The 26,410-nt window shown below is 50.0% G+C and carries 24 protein-coding genes; 12 read left to right on the plus strand and 12 right to left on the minus strand.

From position 1 onward, the window contains the following. Positions 1-46: 46 nt before the first annotated feature. A complete protein-coding gene (locus AC1MDE_RS15025) occupies positions 47-1,084 on the minus strand; it encodes a tyrosine-type recombinase/integrase (RefSeq protein ID WP_479397708.1) in 1,038 nt (345 codons plus the stop codon). Between the two features lie 555 nt (positions 1,085-1,639). On the opposite strand from AC1MDE_RS15025, the gene AC1MDE_RS15030 reads away from it, so the two are divergent. Then, entirely contained in the window at positions 1,640-4,627 is a 2,988-nt protein-coding gene (locus AC1MDE_RS15030; RefSeq protein WP_480344772.1) for a DEAD/DEAH box helicase, read from the plus strand. Positions 4,628-5,158: 531 nt separating this feature from the next. Here AC1MDE_RS15030 and hutG read toward each other — a convergent pair. The 6 genes from hutG to AC1MDE_RS15060 are packed head-to-tail and all read right to left on the minus strand — an operon-like array spanning position 5,159 to position 10,411. Further along, positions 5,159-5,965 (minus strand): N-formylglutamate deformylase, encoded by an 807-nt coding sequence (gene hutG, locus AC1MDE_RS15035; RefSeq protein ID WP_480344773.1) that lies wholly within the window; start codon positions 5,963-5,965, stop codon positions 5,159-5,161. Then, positions 5,962-7,347, minus strand: coding sequence for a formimidoylglutamate deiminase (locus tag AC1MDE_RS15040; protein ID WP_479397714.1), 1,386 nt, complete (start codon positions 7,345-7,347; stop codon positions 5,962-5,964). Before AC1MDE_RS15040 ends, hutG begins: the two co-directional genes overlap by 4 nt. A 22-nt stretch (positions 7,348-7,369) precedes the next feature. Further along, complete coding sequence (locus AC1MDE_RS15045; protein ID WP_480344774.1) at positions 7,370-8,146, minus strand: amino acid ABC transporter ATP-binding protein; 777 nt, start codon at positions 8,144-8,146, stop codon at positions 7,370-7,372. After that, on the minus strand, positions 8,146-8,817 hold the full coding sequence (locus tag AC1MDE_RS15050; protein ID WP_479397716.1) for an amino acid ABC transporter permease: 672 nt from the start codon (positions 8,815-8,817) through the stop codon (positions 8,146-8,148). The genes AC1MDE_RS15045 and AC1MDE_RS15050 overlap by 1 nt, the downstream gene beginning before the upstream one ends. 30 nt (positions 8,818-8,847) lie before the next feature. Beyond that, positions 8,848-9,600 carry a transporter substrate-binding domain-containing protein gene (locus tag AC1MDE_RS15055; protein WP_479397717.1) on the minus strand — a complete coding sequence of 251 codons (753 nt, stop codon included), beginning with the start codon at positions 9,598-9,600 and terminating at the stop codon, positions 8,848-8,850. 16 nt (positions 9,601-9,616) lie between these two features. Beyond that, positions 9,617-10,411 carry an IclR family transcriptional regulator gene (locus AC1MDE_RS15060; RefSeq protein WP_479402066.1) on the minus strand — a complete coding sequence of 265 codons (795 nt, stop codon included), beginning with the start codon at positions 10,409-10,411 and terminating at the stop codon, positions 9,617-9,619. A 998-nt stretch (positions 10,412-11,409) separates the two neighbouring features. On the opposite strand from AC1MDE_RS15060, the gene AC1MDE_RS15065 reads away from it, so the two are divergent. Then, positions 11,410-11,619: a CsbD family protein gene (locus AC1MDE_RS15065; protein WP_283216714.1), complete on the plus strand. Its 210-nt coding sequence runs from the start codon at positions 11,410-11,412 to the stop codon at positions 11,617-11,619. A 147-nt stretch (positions 11,620-11,766) separates the two neighbouring features. Here the strand turns inward: AC1MDE_RS15065 and uraH are convergent, their stop codons facing one another. The 5 genes from uraH to AC1MDE_RS15090 form a co-directional block, all read right to left on the minus strand. Then, positions 11,767-12,180 carry a hydroxyisourate hydrolase gene (gene uraH, locus AC1MDE_RS15070; protein ID WP_479402137.1) on the minus strand — a complete coding sequence of 138 codons (414 nt, stop codon included), beginning with the start codon at positions 12,178-12,180 and terminating at the stop codon, positions 11,767-11,769. A gap of 226 nt (positions 12,181-12,406) precedes the next feature. Beyond that, on the minus strand, positions 12,407-13,951 hold the full coding sequence (locus tag AC1MDE_RS15075; RefSeq protein ID WP_283216765.1) for a methyl-accepting chemotaxis protein: 1,545 nt from the start codon (positions 13,949-13,951) through the stop codon (positions 12,407-12,409). 467 nt (positions 13,952-14,418) lie between these two features. Then, positions 14,419-15,381 (minus strand): ferrochelatase, encoded by a 963-nt coding sequence (gene hemH / locus AC1MDE_RS15080; protein WP_479397719.1) that lies wholly within the window; start codon positions 15,379-15,381, stop codon positions 14,419-14,421. A gap of 358 nt (positions 15,382-15,739) precedes the next feature. Next, the gene (locus AC1MDE_RS15085) at positions 15,740-16,267 is read right to left on the minus strand and encodes a rhodanese family protein (protein ID WP_479397720.1); all 528 of its coding nucleotides are present in this window, start codon (positions 16,265-16,267) and stop codon (positions 15,740-15,742) included. Beyond that, entirely contained in the window at positions 16,221-16,577 is a 357-nt protein-coding gene (locus AC1MDE_RS15090; protein ID WP_479397721.1) for an ArsR/SmtB family transcription factor, read from the minus strand. The genes AC1MDE_RS15085 and AC1MDE_RS15090 overlap by 47 nt, the downstream gene beginning before the upstream one ends. Before the next feature lie 187 nt (positions 16,578-16,764). Between AC1MDE_RS15090 and AC1MDE_RS15095 the strand changes: the two genes are divergently transcribed. The 10 genes from AC1MDE_RS15095 (at position 16,765) to paoC (ending at position 26,341) form a co-directional block, all read left to right on the plus strand. Next, positions 16,765-17,322, plus strand: a complete 558-nt coding sequence (locus AC1MDE_RS15095; protein WP_480344808.1) for a cytochrome b/b6 domain-containing protein — start codon at positions 16,765-16,767, stop codon at positions 17,320-17,322. Positions 17,323-17,371: 49 nt separating this feature from the next. Beyond that, on the plus strand, positions 17,372-18,019 hold the full coding sequence (locus AC1MDE_RS15100) for a thermostable hemolysin (protein ID WP_479397722.1): 648 nt from the start codon (positions 17,372-17,374) through the stop codon (positions 18,017-18,019). Next, on the plus strand, positions 18,009-19,442 hold the full coding sequence (locus AC1MDE_RS15105; protein ID WP_479397723.1) for an AMP-binding protein: 1,434 nt from the start codon (positions 18,009-18,011) through the stop codon (positions 19,440-19,442). Before AC1MDE_RS15100 ends, AC1MDE_RS15105 begins: the two co-directional genes overlap by 11 nt. Further along, positions 19,443-20,108 (plus strand): iron-containing redox enzyme family protein, encoded by a 666-nt coding sequence (locus tag AC1MDE_RS15110; RefSeq protein ID WP_211729786.1) that lies wholly within the window; start codon positions 19,443-19,445, stop codon positions 20,106-20,108. It abuts the gene before it with no gap. Continuing rightward, entirely contained in the window at positions 20,095-20,901 is an 807-nt protein-coding gene (locus AC1MDE_RS15115; RefSeq protein ID WP_211729787.1) for an SDR family oxidoreductase, read from the plus strand. The genes AC1MDE_RS15110 and AC1MDE_RS15115 overlap by 14 nt, the downstream gene beginning before the upstream one ends. Next, on the plus strand, positions 20,902-21,525 hold the full coding sequence (locus AC1MDE_RS15120) for a tetratricopeptide repeat protein (RefSeq protein WP_479397725.1): 624 nt from the start codon (positions 20,902-20,904) through the stop codon (positions 21,523-21,525). 46 nt (positions 21,526-21,571) lie between these two features. Continuing rightward, positions 21,572-22,267: a VIT1/CCC1 transporter family protein gene (locus tag AC1MDE_RS15125; RefSeq protein ID WP_479397726.1), complete on the plus strand. Its 696-nt coding sequence runs from the start codon at positions 21,572-21,574 to the stop codon at positions 22,265-22,267. A 287-nt stretch (positions 22,268-22,554) separates the two neighbouring features. After that, the gene (gene paoA / locus AC1MDE_RS15130) at positions 22,555-23,193 is read left to right on the plus strand and encodes an aldehyde dehydrogenase iron-sulfur subunit PaoA (RefSeq protein ID WP_479403004.1); all 639 of its coding nucleotides are present in this window, start codon (positions 22,555-22,557) and stop codon (positions 23,191-23,193) included. Next, entirely contained in the window at positions 23,190-24,146 is a 957-nt protein-coding gene (locus AC1MDE_RS15135) for an FAD binding domain-containing protein (protein WP_479403003.1), read from the plus strand. Before paoA ends, AC1MDE_RS15135 begins: the two co-directional genes overlap by 4 nt. Further along, the gene (gene paoC / locus AC1MDE_RS15140) at positions 24,143-26,341 is read left to right on the plus strand and encodes an aldehyde oxidoreductase molybdenum-binding subunit PaoC (RefSeq protein ID WP_479403002.1); all 2,199 of its coding nucleotides are present in this window, start codon (positions 24,143-24,145) and stop codon (positions 26,339-26,341) included. Before AC1MDE_RS15135 ends, paoC begins: the two co-directional genes overlap by 4 nt. Positions 26,342-26,410 lie beyond the last annotated feature (69 nt).

Genomic DNA, 26,410 nt, shown 5'->3' on the forward strand with positions numbered 1-26,410 from the left:
GCTTGCTAATGGCATTCGGAGCGGGCCTGGCGGACACCTGGCCCCTTTAGTCAGGCCAGGTGTCCGCCTCCATCAGACCTACCATAGCCCCTTTATGGGCCTCGACCATGCGGATATACCGCATCACGGTCTGGGTCTGCGTCCAGGTGCCTTCCTGCATAATCTGCGCAATGGAGATGCCCTTTCTGGCCATATCCTGCGCGGCGCCGACGCGCGCGCTGTGGCCACTCCAGCTGGAGTAGCGTCCCTTGTTCGTTTTAAGGGGAGCTTTCGCTCCGGCGTGATGCCTTGCGCGGCGCCAGATGTCTTCCAGGCACGGAGCGCTCATGGGCACTGTTGAGACTGCGGTAATTTTGTTTGACCGGTGTATGGGGCAAAACAGAACCGCATCGGGTTCCTCCGCCAGGCCGGCGGCGTTAATCCATTCCATCAGCCGCTCAGAGGAGCGTGAACTGAGCGCCTTGACGATGCCGCCTGACTGGAGAATGGTCTTGGTCCAGCCGACGTCGAGGATAATGCGGCCGTCGGCCGACCGGGTAATGTCACGCACCCGAAGGCGGGACAACTCACTCATACGCAGCAATGTGCCGTATGCCACGTGCATGAAGGCGAGGTCCCGCAGATGCTGAAGCCGGGGCGAATGCTTCCAGGCAACATCGAGACGATTCAGATCCGGCCGGCAGAAGGGCACCGCCTGCCCGGTGCGCTCGCCGGAGACGACGGCCGTACGGTTAATTTTCTTTTTAGCACGAATAACGTCCGGTGAAACCGTCGGAGGCACCAGCCCTGCGTTACGGTGTAACATCGACAGAAGGGCGGCGTGCACCGAGATGGTCGAAGTTGATCGGCCAATCGCCTGCAGGTGAAACAGGTAGTCCTGCATATCCTCCGGCGACATCGGCAGAAATGAACGGCTGTTTTCCTGCGACCAGCGCCAGCAGATCCGCATCACGCTGAGCAGCTGGCGCCAGGTATTCGGCGAGAAGGCCTCGCGGTGCCGGACAAAGGCGGCCAGCTTCGCGGTGAGTTCGTCACCGGCGCTGCCGCTGAGGGCCACGCCGGTAAAACCGGAGATGTCGTTCATGTCTGCTCAGTCTTTGTCCGTTTTGATGACGGCATCGCTACGTGAATTCTGAAGAGATAACAGGGCATATGCCCGCCAGATTTTACGTAGCGCTGCCGGAGAATTATCCACCTGCGCCCGCACTAGCAGCAAGGCAGCTTAAAAGTTCCGCCGTCACGTATAAATGGCCAAAAGCCCAGGATCAGGCCCGGATCCGCATAATACAGGGATTTTTCGGGTTTGTCTGGTCTTATATAAACCTTATTATATAAGGTTAGTATTGTGGATGGTTTTCGAACTACAGGTGAGTGCGAGCATATCCCAGTTCATAAAACGCCTATTATATGAAGTTAGAAACATTCTCAGTGAGACCAGCCTTTATATAGGTTCGCAGTGCTAGGAAAGGAGATAAGGTTAAAAATGAATTTTTCTCTTTCTTGCATATTGCTTGCATAACACTCAGTATTAGGATTAATCTTAATCATCCTAGTTTTAACAAAACCATGGCATCGAGTGTTTGCTATAGACCTCCTCACAATCCAACTCATCATTGAAATAAAAAACAAGGAAGGCTAGATGATATCAGTTCAAGAAAAGAAAATAGGCGCAAGCAAAATAAATTGGATGCCTTTATCTGAAAATACCTTATCAACTGATGAAATATATGAGAGTTGGAAGAGTGGACTGTTCTCCTTCAAAGAAGAAAACTTATCGTTATCCTATAAAGGGTTACACCCACCTCAGTTGGGCGGGATTTATTCCGCTTTAGGTTTTGAAAAATCTGATAGTGAATCTTCAGCCACTATAGTCATGCCTACTGGAACAGGAAAAACCGAAACTATCCTATCAATTTTAATTGCTGGAAAATTTAAAAAAACTCTCATTATAGTTCCATCTGATGCTTTACGTAAACAAACAGAAAGGAAGTTAATTGACTATAAATTACTCCGGGAGTTTGGTGTCATAGATGACAGCATAGCTAATCCCAGAGTTGCTACTATAAATCATGGAATAAATGATAACGATGAAATTGATGCTATCCTTGATGCCAATGTATTGGTGGCCTCTGCTGCTGCTCTAGCCAGAATTAAAGATGACCAATTATTAAAAATTACTCAATCGTGTTCACATCTTATAATTGATGAAGCTCATCATGTAACGGCTGAAACCTGGTCAAGGGTTAAGAAAAACTTCAAAAAGAATAACGTATTCCAATTCACTGCCACTCCTTTTAGATCAGATCGCTCTCGCATCGAAGGTAAAATAATATTCAACTACCCTTTAAAAAAAGCTCAAGAAGATGGGTATTTTAAGGAAATTGAATTCCATCCAATAATTGAGTTTATGGAAGAAAATGCAGATAAGGCTATAGCAGAAAAGGCTATTACCTTACTAGAAGCAGATCTGCAAAATGGCTTCAATCACATAATGATGGCTCGGGCAAGTACAATTGTAAGAGCTAAAGAAATATTCGAAATCTACAGTGAATCCCCACACCTTAACCCTATAATAATCAATAGCAAAACAAAACAGAAACAAAAAATTCTTGAAGACATAAAAAATGGAAACCATAAGATCATAGTATGTGTTGACATGCTAGGGGAAGGGTTTGATTTACCTCAACTTAAAATATCTGCAATTCATGACCCTCATAAAAGCATAAATATCATGCTGCAGTTTACTGGTAGATTCACAAGAACTACAGATAATGTAGGGAACGCAAAATTCGTGGCAAACATTGCTAATCCAAACGTTAGCGAAACATTAGATGAATTATACCGTGAAAATTCTGACTGGAATAATTTAATCAGCAATATAAGCTCAAGAAAGATTCAGGATGAAAAGAATTATGAAGCATTCATTTCTGAATTTTCAAATAAAAGCAAACTATTGGATTTAGGGTTAAACCCGAACATCAGTACGGTAATTTATAGCATGAAGCTATCCGAATGGAAGCCTGATGAAATCATAAGGTTCGGAAGAAAGAATTTTAATATTTTTGACACAGTAATAAGTGATGAGAGAGATTTTATAATTTTTTCAGTTAAAACTGAAACGCCTGTAGGCTGGGCTAGCTCTAAAGAGTTGCAGGATGAAACTTGGGATTTATACATAGCTTACTATAATAAGAAGGATAATTTACTTTATATCCATTCCTCAGCAAAAGACGGGCTTACAGCTAGGCTTGTCAAGCTGATAGCACCTTCAGCTTTGAAAATACAAGGTGAGCGAGTATTTAGAACATTCCATGGAATTAAAAGATTAAAATTGCAGAATGTCGGATTAAATAAAAATAAGAAAGGACTAAGGTACTCAATGCACACGGGTACAGAAATAAATGACCAAATACCTGACATTGAAGCAAAGCGAGCAACAAAATCCAATATTTTTGGTAAAGGGTTTGAATCCGGAGTGGCTGTAAGCATTGGTTGTTCTTATAAAGGTAAGATTTGGTCAATGGATAGTGACTCAATAGATAAATGGAAAGATTGGTGTAATAAAAATGGTTCGAAGGTCTTAGACGATACAATTGATACAAACACTGTAATGAAGACTGCCATGCATATGGAAGAACTTGAATCACTTCCTAATATTGCAGTTTTAAATATAGAGTGGCCATCGGAAATACTTAGAAAGAATGATTCTAAAATAACAATTTCAAATAAGAACCATAAGGAAAATCTATTAAGTATTGAGCTTGAAATAACCAATTTATCCTACACCGAAAAGAAATTATCATTCTTTGTGAAAGGAAGGGACTTTCAGGAGGAAGTTTCGTTGCATTTGATTTCTAAAGGACAGGCGGAATTTAAATGCAGTGAAGATCTTACAATTACCATCAGTGAATCGGCAATTCCACTATCGGAATTTTTTAATGAATTCCCTCCTGTTATCTTTTTGGCGGATACTTCGTTCATTGATGGCGGTCTTCGAGTCTTTCCTCATGAAAACTATGAGTATAGATATGATGTTGAAAAAATAGAGCATTGGGATTGGCATGGCATTGATCTTTCGAAAGAATCACAGACCGAGCTAAAAAAAACTTACTCCATACAATGGTATACAATAAATAAAATTAAAGATGACTATGATTTTATATTTGACGATGATGGCAGTGGAGAAGTAGCAGACATAGTCGCAATAAAAAACATTAATGATGTTGAGTTAGTAATTGACTTATATCATTGTAAGTATTGTCCAAAAATTAACGGGGTATCTAAGCCCGGCGCGAGGATTGATGATGTATATCAAGTGGTTGGTCAAGCGATCAAAAGTATCAAGTGGTTTTCGGATAAAGAAAAACTAATTTTAAGATTAATCGAAAGAGAAAAAGCTAGATTATCTAGAGGAATGCCATCACGCATTGACAAAGGAAATTTACCTCAACTTATACACTATGCTAAGGTGGCAAAGTTTTCTTCTTTTAGATTGGGTGTAGCAATAGTACAGCCAGCCATTTCCAAAAAATCAATATCTAATGAACAATTAATCCTGTTAGGTTCGACTGAGTCATACATTGATGAAGTTACTGGTGTTAAATTAAGAGCTTTTGTTAGCAATTAATTAGATCATTAATTTACAGGAAAAATCAGCAATAAATTTATCCGCTCTGTTTTACAGAGTGGATTGACAACCATTATAGGCGATAAGAATCATTGATTAAAATGGGCATTTAATTAGTTAAACATAAATACTTGGCTTTTTTTAAAAAAATAATGAGTTTGTCGAAGGGTTTAGCATAGATAAATTCATGCAATTCAAGGTTGGAAGAAAGGACATTATCTAAGGATAAGTCATTTTATTTAACATAATTATGATGTTCTGTATTTGATTGTTTTTAATATGAAAATTCTGACATTGATAGCACCTCCGAATATAGCCGATTTACGCAACAAGATCGCCGCATGCCTTTCGCATTGATGCGCCCGTACTGGTGCGGATGATCCTGTGCCCGGAGCAAAAATCTTTGTTTAGTGTTACCTGCAGTTTGCCACCCCTGACCAACGCTGCAGTATAGAATCAGCAACCTTTAACACTCAAAATACCCGTAAGTGCAATACATCAGACCTTACGGGTACAATCCAACTGCAGCCTTCAGGGCTGAGTTTTTGCAAACAATAATGCACTCTCAAGCATCACTTTCAGCCGCTCCTGCAATGCCACAGCCTGATCTGATTCCCACGCCCACGGCAGTGTTTCCCGCATATAGGCGCTCTGCGCCAGCTCCATTTGTATAGTGTGAATACCACGCTCAGGCGCCGCATAATGGCGGGTAATGTAACCGCCTTTATACCGGCCATTGCTGACCATGGTGAAATGAGAGCTCTGCTGCGCGAGATCAGCAATGCGTTGCTCCAGCTCAGGATCGCAACTCTGCCCGTCGTTGGTACCAATGCTGAAATCTGGCAACTTGCCCTGGAAAAACTGCGGCAGCACCGAGCGAATGGAATGGGCGTCCCACATCACCACGCGCGGAAATTCTTCTCGCATCGAGTTCAGCGTATCCTGTAACTTGTCATGCCACGGCTGCCAGTAAATTGCGCGTCGATCGTCTATTTCCGTCGCATCCGGCTGCTGACCTGGCTGGTAAATCTCTCCGCCGTCAAAACGGACGACCGGGCACAGCCCAGTGGTTGCCTGGCCGGGATAAAGTGATTGATCGTCAGGCGGACGGTTCAGATCAACTACATATCGTGACCACTTAGCCTGCAGAACTGATGCCCCCATGTCACGGGCAAGCGCATACAGTTTCTCAATATGCCAGTCCGTATCCGGCACGGTACGCGCTTCATTGCTGAAGCGGGACGCCATCCCCGACGGAATATCGGTACCAACATGGGGCATGGTGATAAACAGCGGCTCGGAACCGCGATGGAAAATGTAGTTTTCAGTCTCAGTCATAACGCTTCCCCGGTGAATGCCGTAATCATCTTCTGGCGAATGCGGGCAACCTCGCTCCCGGCTGATGTACGTGCAATGTCGCGCAGTAATCCGCGCGTCCAGACATGTTTGATCGCCGACTGACGCGAACTGGCGAAAAGGTGCGTCGAGAGAACATATTCTGCCGGTATACCCTCCAGCAGAGGATGGTTACCATCAAGCTCAACAAAATCGGCCTGCTGACCCGGCGCAATCCCCGCAATACAGCGACCGGAGGCCTGCGCGCCACCCTGCAGGGCATGGCGATAGAGGTAGCTGGCCGCGTCCGGCTCTTCGGCATCACAGCAGATGTTGCGCTGCTGGAACAGCAGCCGCTGAGAGTACTCAAGCTGGAGCAGTTCTTCTGCGGCATTCACGGCGATGTGGCTGTCTGAGCCGATACCCCAGCTTCCGCGCCGCATCTTCCAGTGCTGGAAGTCAAAGACGCCATCCCCGAGGTTGGCTTCAGTGGTGGGGCACAGACCAATCACCGCGCCACTGGCGGCCGCGCGCTGATACTCACCGGCGTCCATATGCGTTGCGTGGATAAGGCACCAGCGCGCATCAACGTCGAAGTTATCCATCAGCCACTGCACCGGTCGCTTGCCACTCCAGGTGAGGCAGTCATCAACTTCTTTTTGCTGTTCTGCAACGTGTATGTGCACCGGAGCGGTTGGGTCGGCATCAAAAATGTGCGCCAGCACTGCGTGCAGGTCGTCGGGACTAACGGCACGTAAAGAGTGCGGAGCCAGCCCTAATTTTGCACCGGCGTTCCGGCATAAAACAAAAAGCTGATCCCACAGCGCCAGAAAGGCAGATTTATCGTGAATGAAACGCTGCTGATGGGCTTCCGGCGGCTGCTGACCAAAGCCGCTGTGCTGATAAAGAACCGGCAGCAGCGTCAGGCCGATGCCGGTTGCCTGCGCTGCACGTACCAGCGCGGCGCTCATCGCCATGGCGTCAGGGTAGGGAGTACCGCCAGGCTGATGGTGCACATAGTGAAACTCACACACCGAGGTGTAACCCGCAGCCAGCATCTCTCGATACAGTTCAGCGGCAATAACCTCCAGCTGCGTCGGGGTTACGTGCTGCGCAAAGACGTACATCAGCTGCCGCCAGCTCCAGAAACTGTCAGTGGGATGGTGCCGGTACTCGGTTAATCCGGCGAACACGCGCTGAAAGGCATGCGAATGCAGGTTTGGCATGCCGGGCAGTAGCCAGCTGACAGAAGGCAGACCGCCAGGTTTTGCCGCACCGGCAGCAACCTCCGTGATCGTGCCCGCGTCATTCCAGCTGATCAGCACATCCTTTTGCCATCCCTGTTCCAGCCAGGCATGGCGCGCATAAAGTTGATTGTTACTCATTAAATATGAAGTCCTGACTGAATTACTGACGTGTTAAAACCGCATTAAGAAACTGACGGGTACGCTCACTTTGCGGATCAGTGAAAATCTGCTCAGGCGTGCCCGATTCCACGATGCCGCCGCCGTCCATCACGACGACCACATCAGCCACCTCACGGGCAAAGCCCATCTCATGGGTCACGACCATCATGGTCATCCCTTCGCTGGCCAGCATTTTCATTACCTGCAGCACTTCGCCAACCAGCTCAGGGTCCAGCGCCGATGTCGGCTCATCGAACAGCATGACGCTCGGAGACATCGCCAGCGCCCGGCTGATAGCCACTCGCTGCTTCTGTCCGCCAGAGAGGCTGCCTGGCATCGCTTCGGCTTTGCTGCTCAGGCCCACTTTCTCCAGCAATGAGAGCGCCTGACGCCGCGCGGTGGCTTTGTCCAGACCGCGCAGCATCACCGGCGCCACGCACAGGTTTTCCAGCACGGAGAGGTGTGGAAACAGGTTAAACGACTGAAACACCATACCGACGTCCTGACGCAGGGCATTTAACTGCTTCTCAGGCAACGGCTTTCCCTGCTGAATCAGCGCTTTTCCACACAGCGTAATATCGCCCTGTTCAGGCATTTCCAGCCCGTTACAGCAGCGCAGGAAGGTACTTTTTCCTGAGCCACTCGGGCCAATAATGACAATGACCTGTCCGGGGAGCACGTCGAAATCAATACCGTTCAGCACCACGTTGTCGCCGTAGCGCTTGTGTAATCCCCGGATGCTGATTTGCGCCTGCTGGCGACTGTCACTTGTGGTCATTACTGCACCCCTTTCTGATGATGACGTTTTTCATAGTGACGCAACGCCGTCACGGTAAGGCTGGTCAGCACGAAGTAGATCACCGCAATAACCAGATAGGTTTCTAGGTCGCGGTAGGTATTGCTGATGATGGTATTGCCCTGCTGCATGACATCGTGAATGGTAATGAGCGAGACCAGCGCCGAGTTCTTGATCAGCGCGATAAACTCGTTGCCGAGCGGCGGCAGCATGCGCACGATGGCCTGCGGCAGAATGATTTTCATCATCGCCTGCTTTGATGACATGCCCAGTGAGCGTGCCGCTTCATTCTGCCCGCGATCCACTGACATTATGGCGCCGCGCACAATTTCCGAAACGTAGGCCGCAGAGTAGAGACCCAGTCCGATAACGCCGCAGAAAAAAGAGGGCAGCATGACGCCCAGTCTTGGCAGGCCGTAATACCAGATAAAAAGCTGCACCAGCAGCGGCGTGCCACGAATGATGGCGACATAGCCACTCGCCAGCCCGTAGGGCACTTTTCCCTGCGGATTAATTCTGGCCACGCCGATAAGCAGCCCGAGCAGGCAACTCAGCAGCAGGGCGCAGAGCGTAATTTCAACGGTGACCAGCGTGCCTGCCAGCAGCGCATCGCTGCTGGCAAATACCGGTGCAAAGTTCAGATCTAAACTCATGAGAATTCCTGGGTCGGGTATAATATTGGATTACTTCACCGGATTGGGGAACCACTTATCCACCAGCTGCTGATAGCTGCCATCCGCTTTCATCTGCTTCAGCGCGTCGTTCATCTCGCCTACCAGCGTCGCTTCATCTTTACGCACCGCGATGCCGTACTCTTCGCTGGTCAGCGAGCCTGGCAGGATCTTCACCCCTCCGCGTGTGCGTGCATACTGAAACGCCGCGGGTTTACCCGTCACGGCGGCATCCACGCGCCCGATGCTGACCAGGTTGAACATCTGCTGGTTTTTTTCTACTTCAACCGTCTGCACATCCGGAATATGTGCGTTCACCCACTCAACAGATTTGGTGCCGGTCTGTACGCTGATTTTTTTACCCTTCAAATCCTCAGCGCTCTTGATCGAGCTGTTGCCTTCCTTCACCAGCGCAACCAGGCCGCCGGCCAGATATGCCTCGGTGAAGTTCACCACCTGCTGACGCTCGGGCGTGATGTAAATTGCCGACACAGCAATGTCCGCACGACCCGCCGTCAGGCTGGGGATCAGCCCTTTGAAGTCAACGTTGGTCCACTGAACCGGGCGGTCGAGCTTTTTGCCAATTGCCTCAACCAGCTCGATATCAAATCCGGTCATTTTCTGGTTTTCGGTAAACTCCATTGGCGGGAAGGTCGCGTCCGTGACCGCTTTAATAGGTTCACCTGCTGCCAGCGCGGACAGGGACGTGCCGATAAGAGACAGGGCAAGAAGGGTAGGTTTCACTGTGTGTTTAATAAAAGACATGGCTCACATCCTGAATTTAAGATTGATGAAACAAAGCAGGTGATCCCTGCGTGAAGGTCGAACGTAATCGTTGCTGTATGGCATCAGCCGCGCTGAGCGTGGCGGTGATAAGTTCTGCATGCTTATCCTGTGCGCGGACAATCGGCGCCATCAGGGTCAGGGCACCGAGTAACTGCTGGTTTTGGGTCAGAAGAGGCACGCTAATCCCCCAGACTCCCGCATCAACCTCGCTTTCGGTGCAGGCGTAGCCCTGCTGCCGTATAAGGTTCAGCTCATCAATACGCGCCTGACGTTCAAACATGTTGCTGAACTGGCTCTGTAAAATAGGCTGGCTGACGACGGCAGGCAGGTGAGCAAGCAGACATTTCGCGGTAGCACCGCTGTGCAGGGGCAGGCTGCGCCCTTTTTCAAACGAACAGCGCAGCGACTGACGCGGCTCAAGCATGCTGATGCACACCGCTTCCTGCTGCATCACCACCGTAATGGCGACGGTTTCCTGCGTGAGCGTATTGAGCTGTTGCATGGCTTCATGGGCATTCAGCGTCAGCAGCGGCACCACATCAAAGTTGAGTGACATCTGCAGGCAGGCCGGACCCGGTGAATAAAGTGCGTCGGTTTCCATAACGAATCCCCAGCGACGCAATGAGGCCAGCAGGCGGTAGAGCGAGCTTTTATTCAGTCCGGTTTCGCGCATTAAGTCGCTGGCGCTGACAGGTCGCCCGTAACCCGCCACGATGCGGAGTATCAGCAGGACGCGCTCGGAGGTAGGAACTCTATCCTCAATGGGCGGCTTTTCTGGCAGATCTTTCATGGATCGTCATTTCACATTATCTGGTATTAATTAGATATTGCAGATGTCGTGCCAGAAACCAGGAAGTGCATTCCCGCATAAAGGGAATGAATTTATAAACAATAAAGTGGATCGGATAAAATTAGTGTTGATAGAACTAATTTTCATAGCCCATTATTTATGACGCATCATTATGGTGCTAAATCCAATCCATTAGCACCAAAATGGTGCTAATCGGGTTATCTCTAAAAATTTGTTGTCAGTAAGATTTTGAAGGATTAAAGAAGTAGGGAAATTGACTGCAGGGGATAGCACATCACGGCCTTTAGTGCGCCTTCAGATAGCTTATTTAACATAATAAGTATTTAACGAACCTTTATTGAGAATCCAATTTGATAATGTCACTTTTGGGAATGCGGATGTTTTCCTGGACTGTTATGTTGTGATCCCCAGATGCTGCCGGTACTTTACCGGACTCATTGCACCTCATGATATTTTGATCCGACTTTCGTTACACCAGCGTATGTCCCTCTACAGGAAGCACATAAAATCTTCCAGCGTTGTGCCCGCCTTTCCCTCAAAGATCTTTGCCAAGGTTATGCGTATTTCCGCGTACTTAGCGTTTTCTGGGTTTTAATTCACTGGGTTAGTCGCCGTATTCCTTAAAAATTCGAAACCATCGACCAAGCTGTTTAACGGACGGATAGCCCAACTCCCTGACAACAACTGTCAGCCTTTTTCCATATCCGAAATAAAGCTCCACAGCCCGGATACGATTTTCATATGAGTGCATGAATTATCTCCTGAGGTCCAGGAAATCGTCCGCATCTCCGTCATGCAGCCGGAACGACAGTTCTGAGGTTTAACCCTATTGCCGATTGGGCTGATTTCACTTAAGGAAAAATCCGCAAATGTGAAGTCGAACAGGAAAATTCATGAATATGAACCATATTTTATAGAATAAAACTCTGCACACAAGTCACCCGGCGGCAGACCGTTAGTTAACTAAGGAGACCGGCATGAACGAAGATCGTATTAGCGGAAACTGGAAGCAGTTCAAGGGCAAAGTGAAGGAACAATGGGGCAAGCTGACCGATGACGACATGGACGTGGCAGAAGGTAAGCGCGACCAGTTGGTTGGTCGTATCCAGGAACGCTACGGTTACGGCAAGGAGCAGGCGGAAAAAGAGTTGAAAGACTGGGAAGACTCTAATAAGTATCACTGGTAGATCTCTGGCTTTTGAATAAAAACCGGCGACCTGCCGGTTTTTTTATGCAAGGAACCCATCGCGCACGGCAGGCTGCGCTTTATGTTATTCAATCCAGTAGAGGTTTTATCCCTGACCTGGCACTGTTCGACAAACAGCGGTCTACGCTCAGTTGCCTCGATAAGTTGAATATCCATACTGACTGAGTAGCAGCGGGATATGATAGTGCTGATCAGCGTCAGTAAGACTGAACATCACCGGGATCTCAGGGAAAAAGGTCGGCTGATCGTGTTTTTTGTAATAGTCGCCGGTTTTGAAAATCACGCGGTATACGCCTGTCTGTGCCTTCTGATCTGCCGGGTAAAGCGCCGTAATGCGTCCCTGCCCGTCAGTGGTTCCCTGACTTAACCTGATCCATTCCTCCCCCTGCTTTCTGTCCAGCTCGACCTCGATCCCTGCCGTTGGCACGCCGGTCTGGAGATTCAGCACGTGCACGCTGAGCGGATTTTTCATTTCTGCGGCAAAGCCGGTCGCACTCATCACACCCAGCGCGCCACCCAGTAAATAATGCTGCCATTTCATATTATCTTCCTTCTGGTTAACGGACGCGCTAAGGATAAGCGCGACAGAAGGAAATTAGATAGATCCTGCTGAAAGATACGAAATTTCGCAGAGTAGCGTAGTCATTAACTGGCTTACACCGTATAAGACTGCTGAGCAAAAAGAGACACCGGTTTTAGATCTCTAAGGACAAAAAAGTCAGGCTCAATGCATGAGCCTGACCATGAGTGACAACAAAGAATGCGCTTTAAACTTTAAACATTTCCACCGTTCCACGTAACACCAGGGCTTGTCCTGCCAGTGATTGCGAGGCCGAAGAAGACTCTTCGACTAAAGCTGCATTACTTTGCGTCACTGAGTCCATCTGGGTAACCGCAATGCCAATTTGCGTGATACCCTGCATCTGTTCAGCTGAAGCCCTGGAAATATCGTCCATGGATGATGCCAGTTCACCGACCATATTGACGACTTTCAGTATGCTCTGTCCCGTTCCGTTTGCGACCACGACACCGCTCTCAACCTGCTCTACCGCTTGCTCAATTAACGTTTTTATTTCCTTAGCAGCAGTGGCACTTCGTTGAGCAAGGGTTCTCACCTCACCTGCGACAACGGCAAATCCTCGTCCCTCTTCACCTGCACGCGCCGCCTCTACGGCAGCATTGAGCGCCAGGATATTGGTCTGAAATGCGATACTTTCAATGACAGAGGTAATATCTCTGACTTTTGTGGCGCTGGAGGTAATTTCATCCATGGTAGTGGACATACGTTGCACATCCTTTTCACCCACATGCGCAAGCTTAGCCACATCACGAGCGAGTTCTGCTGTGAGCTGCGCACTGGTTGTATTATTTTTCACCGTCACGGTCATCTGTTCCATGCTGGCGGCGGTTTCCTGTAATGCAGCTGCTTGTTCCTCAGTACGTGAAGAGAGTTCGGTATTTCCTTCCGCTATTTCACCTGCCGCCATCGCAACCGAACCGGCGCTGTTTTTAATGTCACTGACCAACTGGCGGAGGTCAGTCTGCATGGCAGAAAGAGAAGCAAGCAGGCTGGTTTGATCTCCCGGCCTTAGCGTGACCGTTGTGGTAAGATCACCAGCAGCAATCGCTGCCGTTATGGCCTGAGCCTGCGAGGGTTCACCACCGAGTTGCTTCATCAGACTGCGCATGATTAACCACGCGGCCAGGAGAGAGATAATTAATGTCATTGCACCCAGTACCCCGAGAATAAACATGAGTTTGCTGACATAACTTCCCGCATTTTTTACCGCGGCATCGCTTTCCTCGAGCTGAACAACCGTCAGTTCTTTTAACGCCGTTAATAACTGTCCCTGGATCGGTCTGACCGTCTGCATGAGATACCGAATAGTCTCCTGCTGCTTATTCTGCAACCCTAATGAAGCTGCCTGACTGAGAACAGAAAAAGTTTCAGCTCTGAGTGCGGTGACTTTATTAAAAAAAGCCTGCCCCCTTTCGGTCGCATATTTTGCCTGGAGCGAGTCGAGTTTCTTCAGCGTCTCGTCAAACTGCAACTGCTGAGATTCAAGACGCTTTTTTTCAACTTCCATTTCTTCATTATTAGTCAGCAACGCAATATTGCGTACGGCAATACCCATGTCTCTAATGTTACCGTAAAGCGCCATACCCAGTTGATATTTCTGCATGTTGACGTTAACCGTCTTATCCAGTTCATCCCGGGAATCAGACAAACCTTTATACGCAATCGAAATGCTTAGCATAAAAAGAACAATGAGCAAGCCAAAGCTCAACATAAGACGGGTGGAAACTTTCATATTCAAACTCCCATGGTTAAAAAAGAGTTATCGGATGCAAATATTTAGACTTTATAAATAAATATACTTTTTTATCAATCGGTGGATTTGACATACCAAAATCCTATGCTACCCAATCATTTTTTTACATTACTGCCCTTTCCATCAATTTAATGATTGGAACCTTAAAGAAGACACGCGCACTCAACTATTTATTTACGTGAGCATTAATAAAATTCGTCGTTATGATGTGCTCGCTTATCACATCTGCTTAATGAACCTTTAAGGAATGCTGCCAGGAAACTCATGCCACTTATCTTTAATGGCAGGATTGGAAATTAATACAGACGTATTGAGAAATGATGAGTTGGTCAAAAAAATCAGACTTATCAAAACAATAAGCCTGATAAAAAAATACTTAATGCGTAGTCAAAATAAGCATCCCTTATTGGGCTTTCTTTCGTATACCCGGAGATAATATTTATCTGTTAACTTTCTCCCACAGCAAGCTGTCGGAGCAGTTCAATATGTTCGGGATTGTCATTAAGAGCGGGTATGTAGATAAATGCCGTCCCACCTGCATGCATAAATAATTCCCGGTTCTGCTCATCAAGTTCTTCAAGGGTTTCAAGACAATCTGACGCAAACCCCGGACTGATCACATGTATCTTCTTAATGCCTTTGGCCGGAAGTCCCTTAATCGTTTCATCAGTATAGGGTTCTAACCAGGGTTCTCTGCCGAATCGGGATTGAAAAGTCATTAATACCTGCAGAGATTCATGACCCAGCGCTTCAGTCAGCCGTTTTGTGGTGAGTTCGCATCGCTCTTTATACCTGTCTCCTTCGGCTGAAAATCTGACAGGGATACCATGGTATGAAATGAGCAAGGCATCCGGAACACCGTGCAGGTTGAAAGAATTTTCAACTGACAACCTGAGCGCTTCAATATAGGCCGGATGGGCTGCGTAATCATTTATAAAATTGACCGCAGGTGTATATCGAATTTTGGTCGTCTGTAAATGACGACTGACGCTATCCCAGACTGATGAAACCGTTGACGATGAAAATTGCGGATACAATGGAATGACTGTCATTTTAGTCACACCTTTCTCAATTAATTCATCAATAGCGCTGCTGATTGACGGTTCACCGTAACTCATGCCAAGAGCAACGGGCAATCCTGTCACCTGCGCAAGAGCAGTGGCTTGTCGTTTGCTGTAAACCATGAGCGGAGATCCCTCTTCCATCCAGATTGAAGCATATAACTTTGCCACGCGTCTGGAACGTAGTGGGATAATGATGCCGTGAAGTATCGGACACCATAGAATCCTGGGTAAATCAACGACCCGGTAATCATGTAAGAATTTTGAAAGGAATTTTTTCACCGCAACCGGTGTGGGCGCAGCAGGCGTTCCCAAATTCACGATTAATACACCGTGCTTATCATCCATTATCAGAAGCCTCAAACATAAAGATCAAATCAGTGCTGAGTAAATGTAGCATAGGATGTTTGACATTAAAGTCCTCGCAGAAAATCTTTCGCTTATTCAACCTTGTAGAGCCACCCTAGGGTGAAAATCATTAATTAATATTAAGTTTTAATCCAATTACAGTGACGCCTGGAGGAATTCATCGTCATTATTCCGCCCATCTGATCGTGTTTAAATACCCTACGATCAGATGCTGCTGACAAACGGCGATAACACCTGACGGGTTTAAACTTAAACATTGTGAACAATCTTTTGTCTGTCTATCGCTTTGGCTTGCTGCCAATTTTTAATAAAACAGACGCGATCCCTGTGAAAAACGTTATGTCCGATTCCAGGGCAGTCGACTTAATACCTTCGCCATCCCACACCAGCCGGTGATGCCAGCGAATATGAGTCCACATCCGACAACACCGGACACAAGATAGCACCACTCAGACACCGTCGCGCCGGCGAGGACGCCGGATAACACTAATGTACCGGCGGCAATCTGCACCTGACGCATTAAGGGGAGCACGCCTCCTTTCGCTTTTACTGTTGCATAGCCTGCCGACTTCCACGCATTCATCCCACCCTTCAGCAGGTAAATCTTTGCCGGCGCGCCTAATGTGGCACATTGGGCTTGGTTTGCATCAGTGCGCATACCCGTTTGGCAGTGAAATATGATGCAATCTTCGCTCTTCTGTCGCAACGAGAGCGGTTTTTCCGGCTCGATCTGATCGATCGGAACGGACAATGCCTCCGGTATGTGTTCATACTCCCATTCATCACGCCCACGTATATCTATCAGGCGCGCGCCGTTCTTAAGCCTCTGTTTGACTTCTATCGGGGTGAGTAGCGGGATGTTCATTCTCATTCTCCTGGCAATACAGTCGGTGAAGCACTTCCATCACGGCAATCACAGAAGGATCAGCCAGACGGTAGTGCCTGAAACGTGAGGTCTTGGACGAAACAATCAAACCTTGTGTTTTCATGATTCGCAGATGCTGTGATGTTGCTGAAGGACTCAGGCCGGTCATGCGACTCAGCGCGCCCGCATCCGTTAAGGGAGCTTTGATCAGCGTGCATAAGATCATCAAACGCTGTGTATGCGCTAACGTCTTTAGCAGACGTGCTGCTTTTGCTGCCTGCATCGGCAAGTCCAGAGTGTTCGCCATCATCACTCTATCTCTGATAGTTTAGATAAATCTAAAGTATCAGAGATGAACGTCACTGTGTGAAAAAAATACTTATCTTTATTGAAACACATTCTCATTTAAAAAATAGTGTACAGCCTTTCCTTTGTTAAGGTTGATTTAATATTTCCAGGTGAAGATGGCCACATTACCCCTGAATCCTGGTGAAACAATGAAAAGTAAATTATTGAGCCATCTTCCTCACAATGACGCCCCTTTTTTTCGCGGATTACACATTGCCATTGCGTTGCTAATACTTTCGCAGATTATTAATTCAAATTTAACCGAACGTGAGGCGATGGGTGAAAATAACATCGAGGCTTTTATCACGTGGTTTCATATTATTTCAGGATTTACCCTGATTTTTCCCGGTATTGTGCTCTTGTGCTGGATGCTCACCCAACGAGGAGTTCGCTGGTATTTCGCGTGGCTTACTATTGATTTCAAAGGGATTAAACAGGATTTATTACTGTTAAAAAAACGCAGATTGCCCGAAGCTACGCAAGGCGGGATCGCGGCCACGATACAAGGTCTCGGCGTGGTTTCACTGCTTCTGGTTGCATTTTCAGGCGGTCTCTGGTTTTTAACCCAGTGGATGACCGGCGTGACGGCAGAGATGGCGCGCATTTTTATGCACTGGCACAAGTTTTTGACAACCTTTGTTGAACTTTATTTTTATGCGCATGGTGCCATGGGCATTCTCCATATTTACCTGGCAAGAAATAAATAATATTTGGGCAAACATGTTGAATTGTCACTGATCAAAAAGGGGACCTGAAATGCTCATCCATTTTCCCTGTAGATTGATATGGCGTTTAGGTGGCAACGAATCCTCCACCGCCGGCAATTTTATTCGTGAGCACTATTTCCGCCACTATGGAGCTGAACTCAGCTCACTGCTGCCCGATATTCTTACCCTGGAAGACGGGCGCGGATGTCTGATCGCCGCGTGCGGCATGGCACCCGCCTCCGCAGGCATGATGTATATCGAGCGTTATCTGGACAGGCCTGCGGAAGGGATGCTGAGTGACGTTTTTAAGGGTCAAATTTTCCGCAGCAGTATCGTTGAAATTGGTAATTTTGCCGCGACGGATGGTTTGGCAGTGCGTGTGTTGTATGCCGCCATCTGCAGGTTACTCAACCATTACGGGTACAGCCACATTGTGTTTACCGGCACACGAAAAATCCGTAACACCTTTTCCAGAATGAACTTGCATCCGGTCGTGCTCGCCGATGCTGAAGGCGATCGGCTGGGAAGCGAAAAGGCGCAATGGGGGACTTATTACTTACATGCGCCCAAGATTATGGCCGGGGAGCTGGCTGGCGGTCAGCTTGCGCTTGCAGACAACGACATTCTAAACGGGTGGATAGATGTATTACCTGATTCCCCGTGGCACCCGATACCGGAGGTACAGCATGCTCATTAATGCGCTCGAATTCCATGCCCGACAACAGCCGTTTGCTACTGCGCTGATCAGCAACGAGCGTAGCTGGAGCTGGGCTGACTTTCATAAGGATGTGTCGGCTTTTGCTGAAACACTCAGACAGGCGAAAGTTCATCGACTAGCGCTGGCGCTGGGCAACACTCCGGCCTGGATTATCGCGGATCTTGCTTGCCTGAAAGCCGGTGTGGTTTGCATTCCGGTACCGCCTTTTTTCTCCGATCAGCAACGTGAATGGTTAATGAACAGCTCCGGCGCGGACGCCATTCTGGGCCCGGCACACATTTCAGGCTGGGCCCTCATGTCTACGGCGCAGGGAATGCTGCATATTTGCAGAAAGGAAGGTTTGCCCTTACTGCATTCTGGCACCGTGAAAGTTACCTATACATCGGGCACCACCGGCACCCCTAAGGGCGTTTGCCTGTCGGCTACAGGGCTGGAGTGGACTGCCGCCGCGCTGGCAGGCCTGATGAAGCCCCTGTCCCTCCAGCGCCATCTGGTAACACTTCCGCTCAGTACGCTACTGGAAAACATTTGCGGCAGCTATGTTCCTTTGCTGCTGGGAGTAACCGCCTGTGTGCCTGACCTTAATGCACTCGGATTTAGCGGTTCGAATCAGTTCAGCCCAGAAATTTTCGCTGAAGCCCTGCGCCGCTGGCATCCGCAAACACTGGTTCTGGTGCCAGAACTTCTCAGGGCATTAATGATCATCCATCGTCGATCACCGGAAGTAACCGCCCCGCTGCGCTACGTTGCGGTAGGAGGTGCCCGCGTGTCTCAGCAGCTGATTAGTACCGCGCGATCTGCCGGGCTGCCGATATTTGAAGGATACGGCTTGTCAGAGTGTGGCTCTGTCGTGGCACTTAATCATCAACATCATGAAATGGCAGGGAGCGCAGGAAAGCCTTTAGAGGGAGTATCGCTGACTTTTCATGACGCCGAGCTACACGTAAGAAGCCCCGGCAACGCCCTGGGTTATCTTGGAGAAGCTCCTTTTACCGGCAGCATTGCGACCGGAGATTTAGCAGAGCAAGACACAGCCGGCTTTATACACATTCGTGGCAGACGGAAAAATGTTCAGATAAATGCTTTTGGTCGTAATTTTTCACCGGAATGGGTTGAAGCTGAGGCCATGAACTGCACAGCCGTGCGTCGTCTGGTGATCTTCGGCGAAGGTTTGAAAAAAAACGTGGCACTGGTGCACACATTTGAAGGGATGGAAGCATCTGCACGTGAGCAACTCAGAGCACTGTCGGACAGGCTTCCGGATTATGCCCGCCCCCATCATCTCATTTTTACCCCGCTCATCTCCTCACCCGAGGTGTTGACCGCGAATGGTCGCCCCCGTCGTGAACGCGTATGGGCCCTGATGAAAACACAGATACTCAATATTGAGGAGATCAGATAAATGTCATTCTACCAAAAACTCCAGAATGAGACGCTGGCGGCCCGTGAGCGAATGCTGTCTCGCCCGGTCATTGCACAATGCTCACGCGGGGAAGTCACGCGGGATATGTACACTGCGTTTCTGGCGCAGGCTTACCATCACGTCAGGCATACCGTTCCACTGCTGATGTGCGCGGGAAGCCGTTTACCGACAGAGAAAGAGTGGGTAAGAGCCGCACTGGTTGAATATATCGAAGAGGAGTACGGTCACCATGAGTGGATCCTTAATGATATACGCGCCAGCGGAGGGGATGCAGAAGCTGTTCGTACGGGTGAGCCTGACCGTCCTGTAGATCTGATGCTCGCATGGCTCTATTACCGTATTGAACGGGTCAATCCCATGTGCATTTTTGGCATGGTACACGTACTTGAAGGCACCAGCGTGATGATTGCCACGCCTATCGCTGAATCTTTGCAGCAGTCGCTTTCACTTGAAGAAACCTGCACAACCTATCTGCGATCGCACGGTGCACTGGATCTTGAACATCTTAAATTCTTTGCTTCGCTGATGGACAAAGTCACTGACCCGCAAGATCAGCAGGATATTATTCATACCGCCCGTGAGGTCTATGCCCTTTATGGTGAGATGCTGGACAGCCTGACAGAGGCCACTTATGCAACTGCGTGATAAAAATATTCTTCTGACTGGGGCAAGCGGCGGCATTGGTCAGCCGCTTGCCAGGCTTCTTGCCCAGAAGGGTGCCCGGGTGTGGCTGGTTGGCCGGCATCAGGCCGAACTGGAAACATTGCGCCGCAGCATGCTTCACCCTGAGCGCCATACTCTGTTTCCGGTTTCTCAATACACCGATGAGGAGATCCTTGCACTGGCGGACAATTTTCACGCGGCTCAGCGACTGGATGTATTGATCAATAATGCAGGAAACAGCCGTTTTGCCCTGCTCGAGCAGCAAACTTTTGATGACATCCGCACTCAGCTCAGGGCAAATATTGAGATCCCGCTACTGCTCTCCCGGGCCTGTGTTCACCAGTTCAGCGCACGTGGGATCATACTTAATGTCGGTTCCATTCTGGGGGATTTGGGGCATCCGGGATACAGCGTCTATTGTGCGACAAAATCGGCATTACGACGGTTTTCAGAAGCGCTGAACCGTGAACTTTCTAACACCAGTCTATCGGTGTTTTATGTGGCGCCCAGGGCAACACACACTCGCCTGAATTCCCCTGCCGTTAATGCGATGAATAAAGCGCTGGGCAACAGCCAGGATGAACCTGAAACCGTGGCACAACAGATTGTTTCGGTGCTGGAGCGGGAAAAAACGCGTCACTATATTGGCCGCGCTGAACGCTTTTTCATCATGATAAACGCCCTGTTGCCTGGGAGGGTAGACAACGCGCTGCGCAAAAAAATGCCCGTCATTTCACGCTTTCTTCATTCTGAAACACACAGTGGAGATCAATAGATGAAGCAATCCCTCAGGTTATTCATCGTGATGCTGATGGCGTTGCCCGCTTTGGCTACTGCCAAGGATAAGCTGTCTGATTTGCAGTCAGAGTGGGCCCGGTGCCAGTACCGGACGATGGAACAGGAAAAAACATCCTGTTTCAGCACGCTGAGTACGCAAGCTCACGCTGCTGTACAACAGGCCGATCGCGACCCAGAGCTGCTGATATGGTCCGGGATCATTGACAGCAGTTGGGCTGGAGCCAAAGGAGGGCTGGGTGCACTGACGCTGGTCAAACAAGCCAAAGCCAGTCTGGAGAAAGCGCTTGCTCTTGATCCTCGAGCGTTGCAAGGCTCTGCATTCACCAGTCTGGGCGCCCTTTACTATCAGGTGCCGGGCTGGCCGATTGGTTTTGGTGACAATAAGAAAGCCGAAACCCTCCTGAAACAGGCATTGAACATGAATCCGGACGGCATTGATGCAAACTATTTTTATGGCGATTACCTGCTGAAACAGGGAGACGCCAGCAGAGCTCGCCAATATCTTGAAAAAGCCATGCAGGCTCCTCCCAGAGCAGGCAGAGAAATAGCCGATACAGGGCGGCGAGCCGATATCCAGCGAGATCTGAATAAGATACGTTGATTCACTTTTAAGGTGAGTACCTTGAAGACCACAGGAGACAATTAGCATGCTTCATGGAGAATCGCATAAAATTGCCCGTTCTGGTTGGCTTCGTGCTGCGGTTCTGGGCGCTAATGACGGGATCGTCTCAACGGCCAGTCTGCTTACCGGCGTTGCGGCGGCCAGTACCAGCCATCAAAGCGTGATGCTGGCCGGATTGGCAGGTGTCATTGCCGGTGCAATGTCTATGGCAACCGGTGAATATGTCTCTGTATCCTCACAGGCCGATACCGAAATAGCCGCTCTCGCGGAGGAGCAGGCCGAGCTGGATGAAAACTTTGTGGCAGAAACACACGAGCTGGCCGCCCTCTATATCAACAGAGGACTGAGTCCCGACCTGGCCCATAAGGTTGCACAGGCGCTTATGCAGCACGATGCCCTTGATGCGCATGCTCGTGATGAGCTGGGTATAACTGAAATAAGCACCGCCAGGCCATTACAGGCAGCGTTATTTTCAGCAGGCAGTTTTGCCGCTGGCGCGGTGATACCCCTGATGGCGGCAATGACTGTCCCTGGGAAAAATGGGATTGGATTCATCGTCCTATCTGCACTGTTATCGTTGACCTTGCTGGGCGCGCTGGCCGCTCGTACAGGGGGCGCACCTGTTTTACGCAGCGTTTGTCGCGTCAGCTTTTGGAGCAGCCTGGCGATGATCGCATCCGGTCTGACTGGCACTCTGTTTGGCCATCTCGTCGGCACGTGATGCTGCAGACAGGTGACATTGTTCTCGCGCAAAAACGAGCGGCATTTTCTTACAGTCACAGGGGGTTACAGCTTTTTGCTGATGGCCCTGAAATTCCGTGTAACGACTCAACATTCAATTCAGTCGCCTTGTGACCCCTTATAGTACGCATCTTCGCTTCACTTCTTTTATGGATTAACCGCCTGCTGACGCGCAATCCCGAAATGACAACTATGCTTAGTGTTTCCAAAAAACCCTATAAACAGAGGTGCCTTAGGCACCCTATTTTTTGTCACTGGAGGCCGGGTATGAGCACCCCTCACGATATGAACCACCCGCAGGATAACAAACCGGCAAGCGCTGCAACTGTCAACAGCGACTCATCTTTCACTAAGTCGAATCATTGCGCATTTGCCTCCACACCCCCACCCGCCATGATGCCCGTAACCTTGAAAGTGAACGGTCAAGAGCGGTCCCTGCATCTGGATACCCGCACTACGCTGCTGGATGCCCTGCGCGAACATCTCCATCTCACCGGGACCAAAAAGGGCTGCGATCATGGCCAGTGCGGTGCCTGTACCGTTATCGTCGATGGGCGACGTATTAATGCGTGCCTCACACTGGCGGTAATGCAGCAAAACGTTGAGGTCACCACCATTGAAGGCCTGGGTACGCCTGACAATCTGCACCCACTTCAGGCTGCTTTCATCAAACATGATGGCTATCAGTGCGGTTACTGCACGCCGGGACAAATATGCTCATCCGTGGCGGTTCTGAAGGAAATTGCAGACGGCATACCCAGCCACGTTTCCCAGGACCTGCTGGCACAGCCGACACGACATGCAGATGAAATTCGCGAGCGCATGAGCGGTAATATCTGCCGCTGCGGGGCCTATGCCAACATCCTCGCCGCCATTGATGACTTCGCGGAGGGTCACACATCGTGAAAGCCTTCAGCTATGAAAAAGTCACCTCTTCCCTGGAAGCCGCCACGCGCGCGCAGCAAAATCCCGGTGCCAGGTTTATTGCCGGAGGCACCAATTTGCTGGATCTGATGAAGCTAGAGATCGAAACCCCCGCTCATCTCATTGATGTGAACGGTTTGGCGCTGGATAAGATTGAACCCACCGACGAAGGCGGACTGCGTATTGGTGCACTGGTGCGAAATACCGACCTTGCCGCAGACATGCGTGTGCGGACGGGCTATGCGGTGCTCTCGCGCGCGTTACTGGCAGGTGCGTCCGGTCAGTTACGCAATCAGGCGACGACGGCAGGAAACCTGCTTCAACGCACGCGCTGTCCTTATTTCTATGACACCAACCAGCCCTGTAATAAGCGTCTGCCTGGCAGCGGCTGTGCAGCACTTGGGGGTTATAGCCGTCAGCTTGCTGTTATCGGCGCCAGTCAGGATTGTATTGCAACACATCCCAGCGACATGGCCGTGGCAATGCGTCTGCTGGATGCAACTATCGAAACGGTCAGCCCGGATGGCAGCGAGCGCGCGATTCCTATCAATGATTTCTACCGCGCGCCGGGTCAGACGCCTCATCTTGAGACGGTGCTTAATGCGGGCGAATTTATCACTGCGGTGGTCCTGCCGCCGCCAGTGGGAGGCACGCATATCTACCGTAAGGTTCGCGATCGCGCCTCTTATGCATTTGCACTGGTTTCCGTAGCGGCCATCGTACAGCGTGATCGCACAGGAAGGATCGCCGTCGGGGGTGTGGCGCATCAACCCTGGCGACGGTCGTTGGCAGACAGCGAACTGCCCAATGGTACTCAGCCGGTTTTCGATAAGTTGTTTGAGGATGCACAACCTACGGCGGATAACCAATTTAAGCTGGTACTGGCGAAGCGCACTCTGGCTTCAGTGCTGGCAGAAGCGAGGGCAAAAGCATGAAATTTGAGAAACCCGCCGGTTTGAATCCCATCGATCAACTCAGATACGTTGGCCGTCCGCTTGATCGCATTGATGGGCCTTTAAAAACAACCGGCAGCGCACCTTACGCCTATGAATGGCATGATGAGGCGCCTGACGTCACATATGGGTATGTGGTGGGCAGCCCGATTGCCAAAGGCAAAATTACCTCGCTTAATACCGAAGCCGCTGAAAGCGCACCGGGCGTGTTAGGCGTTGTTACTGCCAAAAATGCGGGCAAACTCAGCAAGGGGGAGATGAACACGGCAACGTTGCTGGCTGAATACCGTATTGAACATTACCATCAGGCCGTTGCATTGGTTGTCGCTGAAACGTTTGAACAGGCACGTGCGGCGGCCCAGCTGGTGGAGGTTAGCTATCAGCAAGAAGAAGGCGCTTACAGCCTTGCTCATGAAATACCCACCGTGACTACTCCACCGGAAGATACGCCGGATAAAACGGTGGGTGATGCAGAGCGTGCCCTGAGCGAAGCGGCGTTTGTGCTGGATGAAACCTATAGCACGCCGGATCAGAGTCACATGGCTATGGAACCTCATGCTTCTATGGCCATGTGGGACAAGGACAAGGTAACGGTGTGGACGTCGAACCAGATGATAAACTGGTGCCGATCCGATCTTGCGAAGACGCTGAACCTGCCGCTGGAAAAAGTGCGGGTGCTGTCGCCTTATATTGGCGGTGGTTTTGGCGGGAAGTTGTTTCTGCGCAGTGATGCCCTGCTGGCAGCGTTGGGTGCTCGCGTTGTGAAACGTCCGGTGAAAGTGATGCTCCCCCGGCCAATGATCCCTAATAACACCACTCATCGTCCCGCGACGCACCAGCATATTCGCATCGGTACCGACAAATCCGGGCATATCACGGGCATCTCGCATATCAGCTGGTCGGGTAACTTGCCGAACGGCACGCCAGAGACCGCCGTGCAACAGACGGAACTCCTCTATGCCGGCGCTAACCGTCTGACCGGCCTGCGTCTGGCAACGCTTGATCTGCCGGAAGGCAATGCGATGCGCGCGCCGGGTGAAGCGCCGGGGTTAATGGCGCTGGAAATGGCGATGGATGAGATAGCAGAGAAAGCCGGCATCGATCCGGTGGAATTCCGCATCCTGAATGATACTCAGGTTGATCCCGCTGATGCCAAACGCCCCTTCTCGCGCCGCCAGCTGATTGAGTGTCTGCGCACCGGGGCAGATAAATTCGGCTGGCAAAAGCGCAATCCGTTACCTGCCCAGGTAAGAGACGGGCGCTGGCTGGTGGGCTTAGGCGTAGCCGCTGGATTCCGCAACAATCTCCTCGCTCCTTCTGGCGCGCGAGTGCATCTGGATGCGCATGGCATCGTCACCGTCGAAACCGACATGACGGATATTGGCACCGGTAGCTACACCATCATCGCCCAGACGACAGCAGAAATGATGGGCGTGCCCCTTGAACAAGTAGCAGTGAAACTGGGAGATTCCGCTTTCCCGGTCTCAGCGGGGTCCGGTGGTCAGTGGGGTGCGAACACGTCGACGGCAGGCGTTTATGCCGCCTGCGTCAAGCTTCGAGAACAGGTAGCAACAGCACTCGGCATCAACCCTGATGAAGCCGAGTTCGTGGAGGGCGAAGTTCGCTCAGGTCATCGCAGCGTCCCGCTTTCTGCGGCAGCGGCCAATGGCACTCTGACGGCAGAAGACACGATTGAGTTTGGCGACCTCGATCAGCAGTATCAGCAATCCACGTTTGCCGGGCATTTTGCTGAGGTGGCCGTAGATGTTTATACAGGGGAAGTTCGGGTACGCCGCATGTTGGCCGTCTGTGCGGCAGGTCGAATACTCAATCCCAAAACCGCGCGAAGTCAGGTCATTGGCGCGATGACAATGGGATTAGGTGGCGCGCTGATGGAAGAACTGGCGGTGGATACCCGATTGGGATTGTTTGTGAATCACGATATGGCAAGCTATGAGGTGCCCGTTCATGCGGATGTTCCCGAGCAGGAAGTCATCTTCCTTGATGATACCGATCCGGTCTCTTCACCGATGAAAGCCAAAGGCGTGGGTGAACTGGGATTATGCGGTGTCGGGGCAGCCATTGTGAACGCGATTTACAACGCGACGGGTGTCAGGGTCAGAGATTATCCGGTTACGCTGGATAAACTCTTAGCCGCCTTACCCCAGACTGCTTAACGCTCGCCAACTAATCTTACCCGCTGTGCGGTCTGCAAGTCCGTGCAGCGGGTCTGTCTCTTAGCCACA

Source organism: Pantoea folii, from assembly GCF_056678875.1.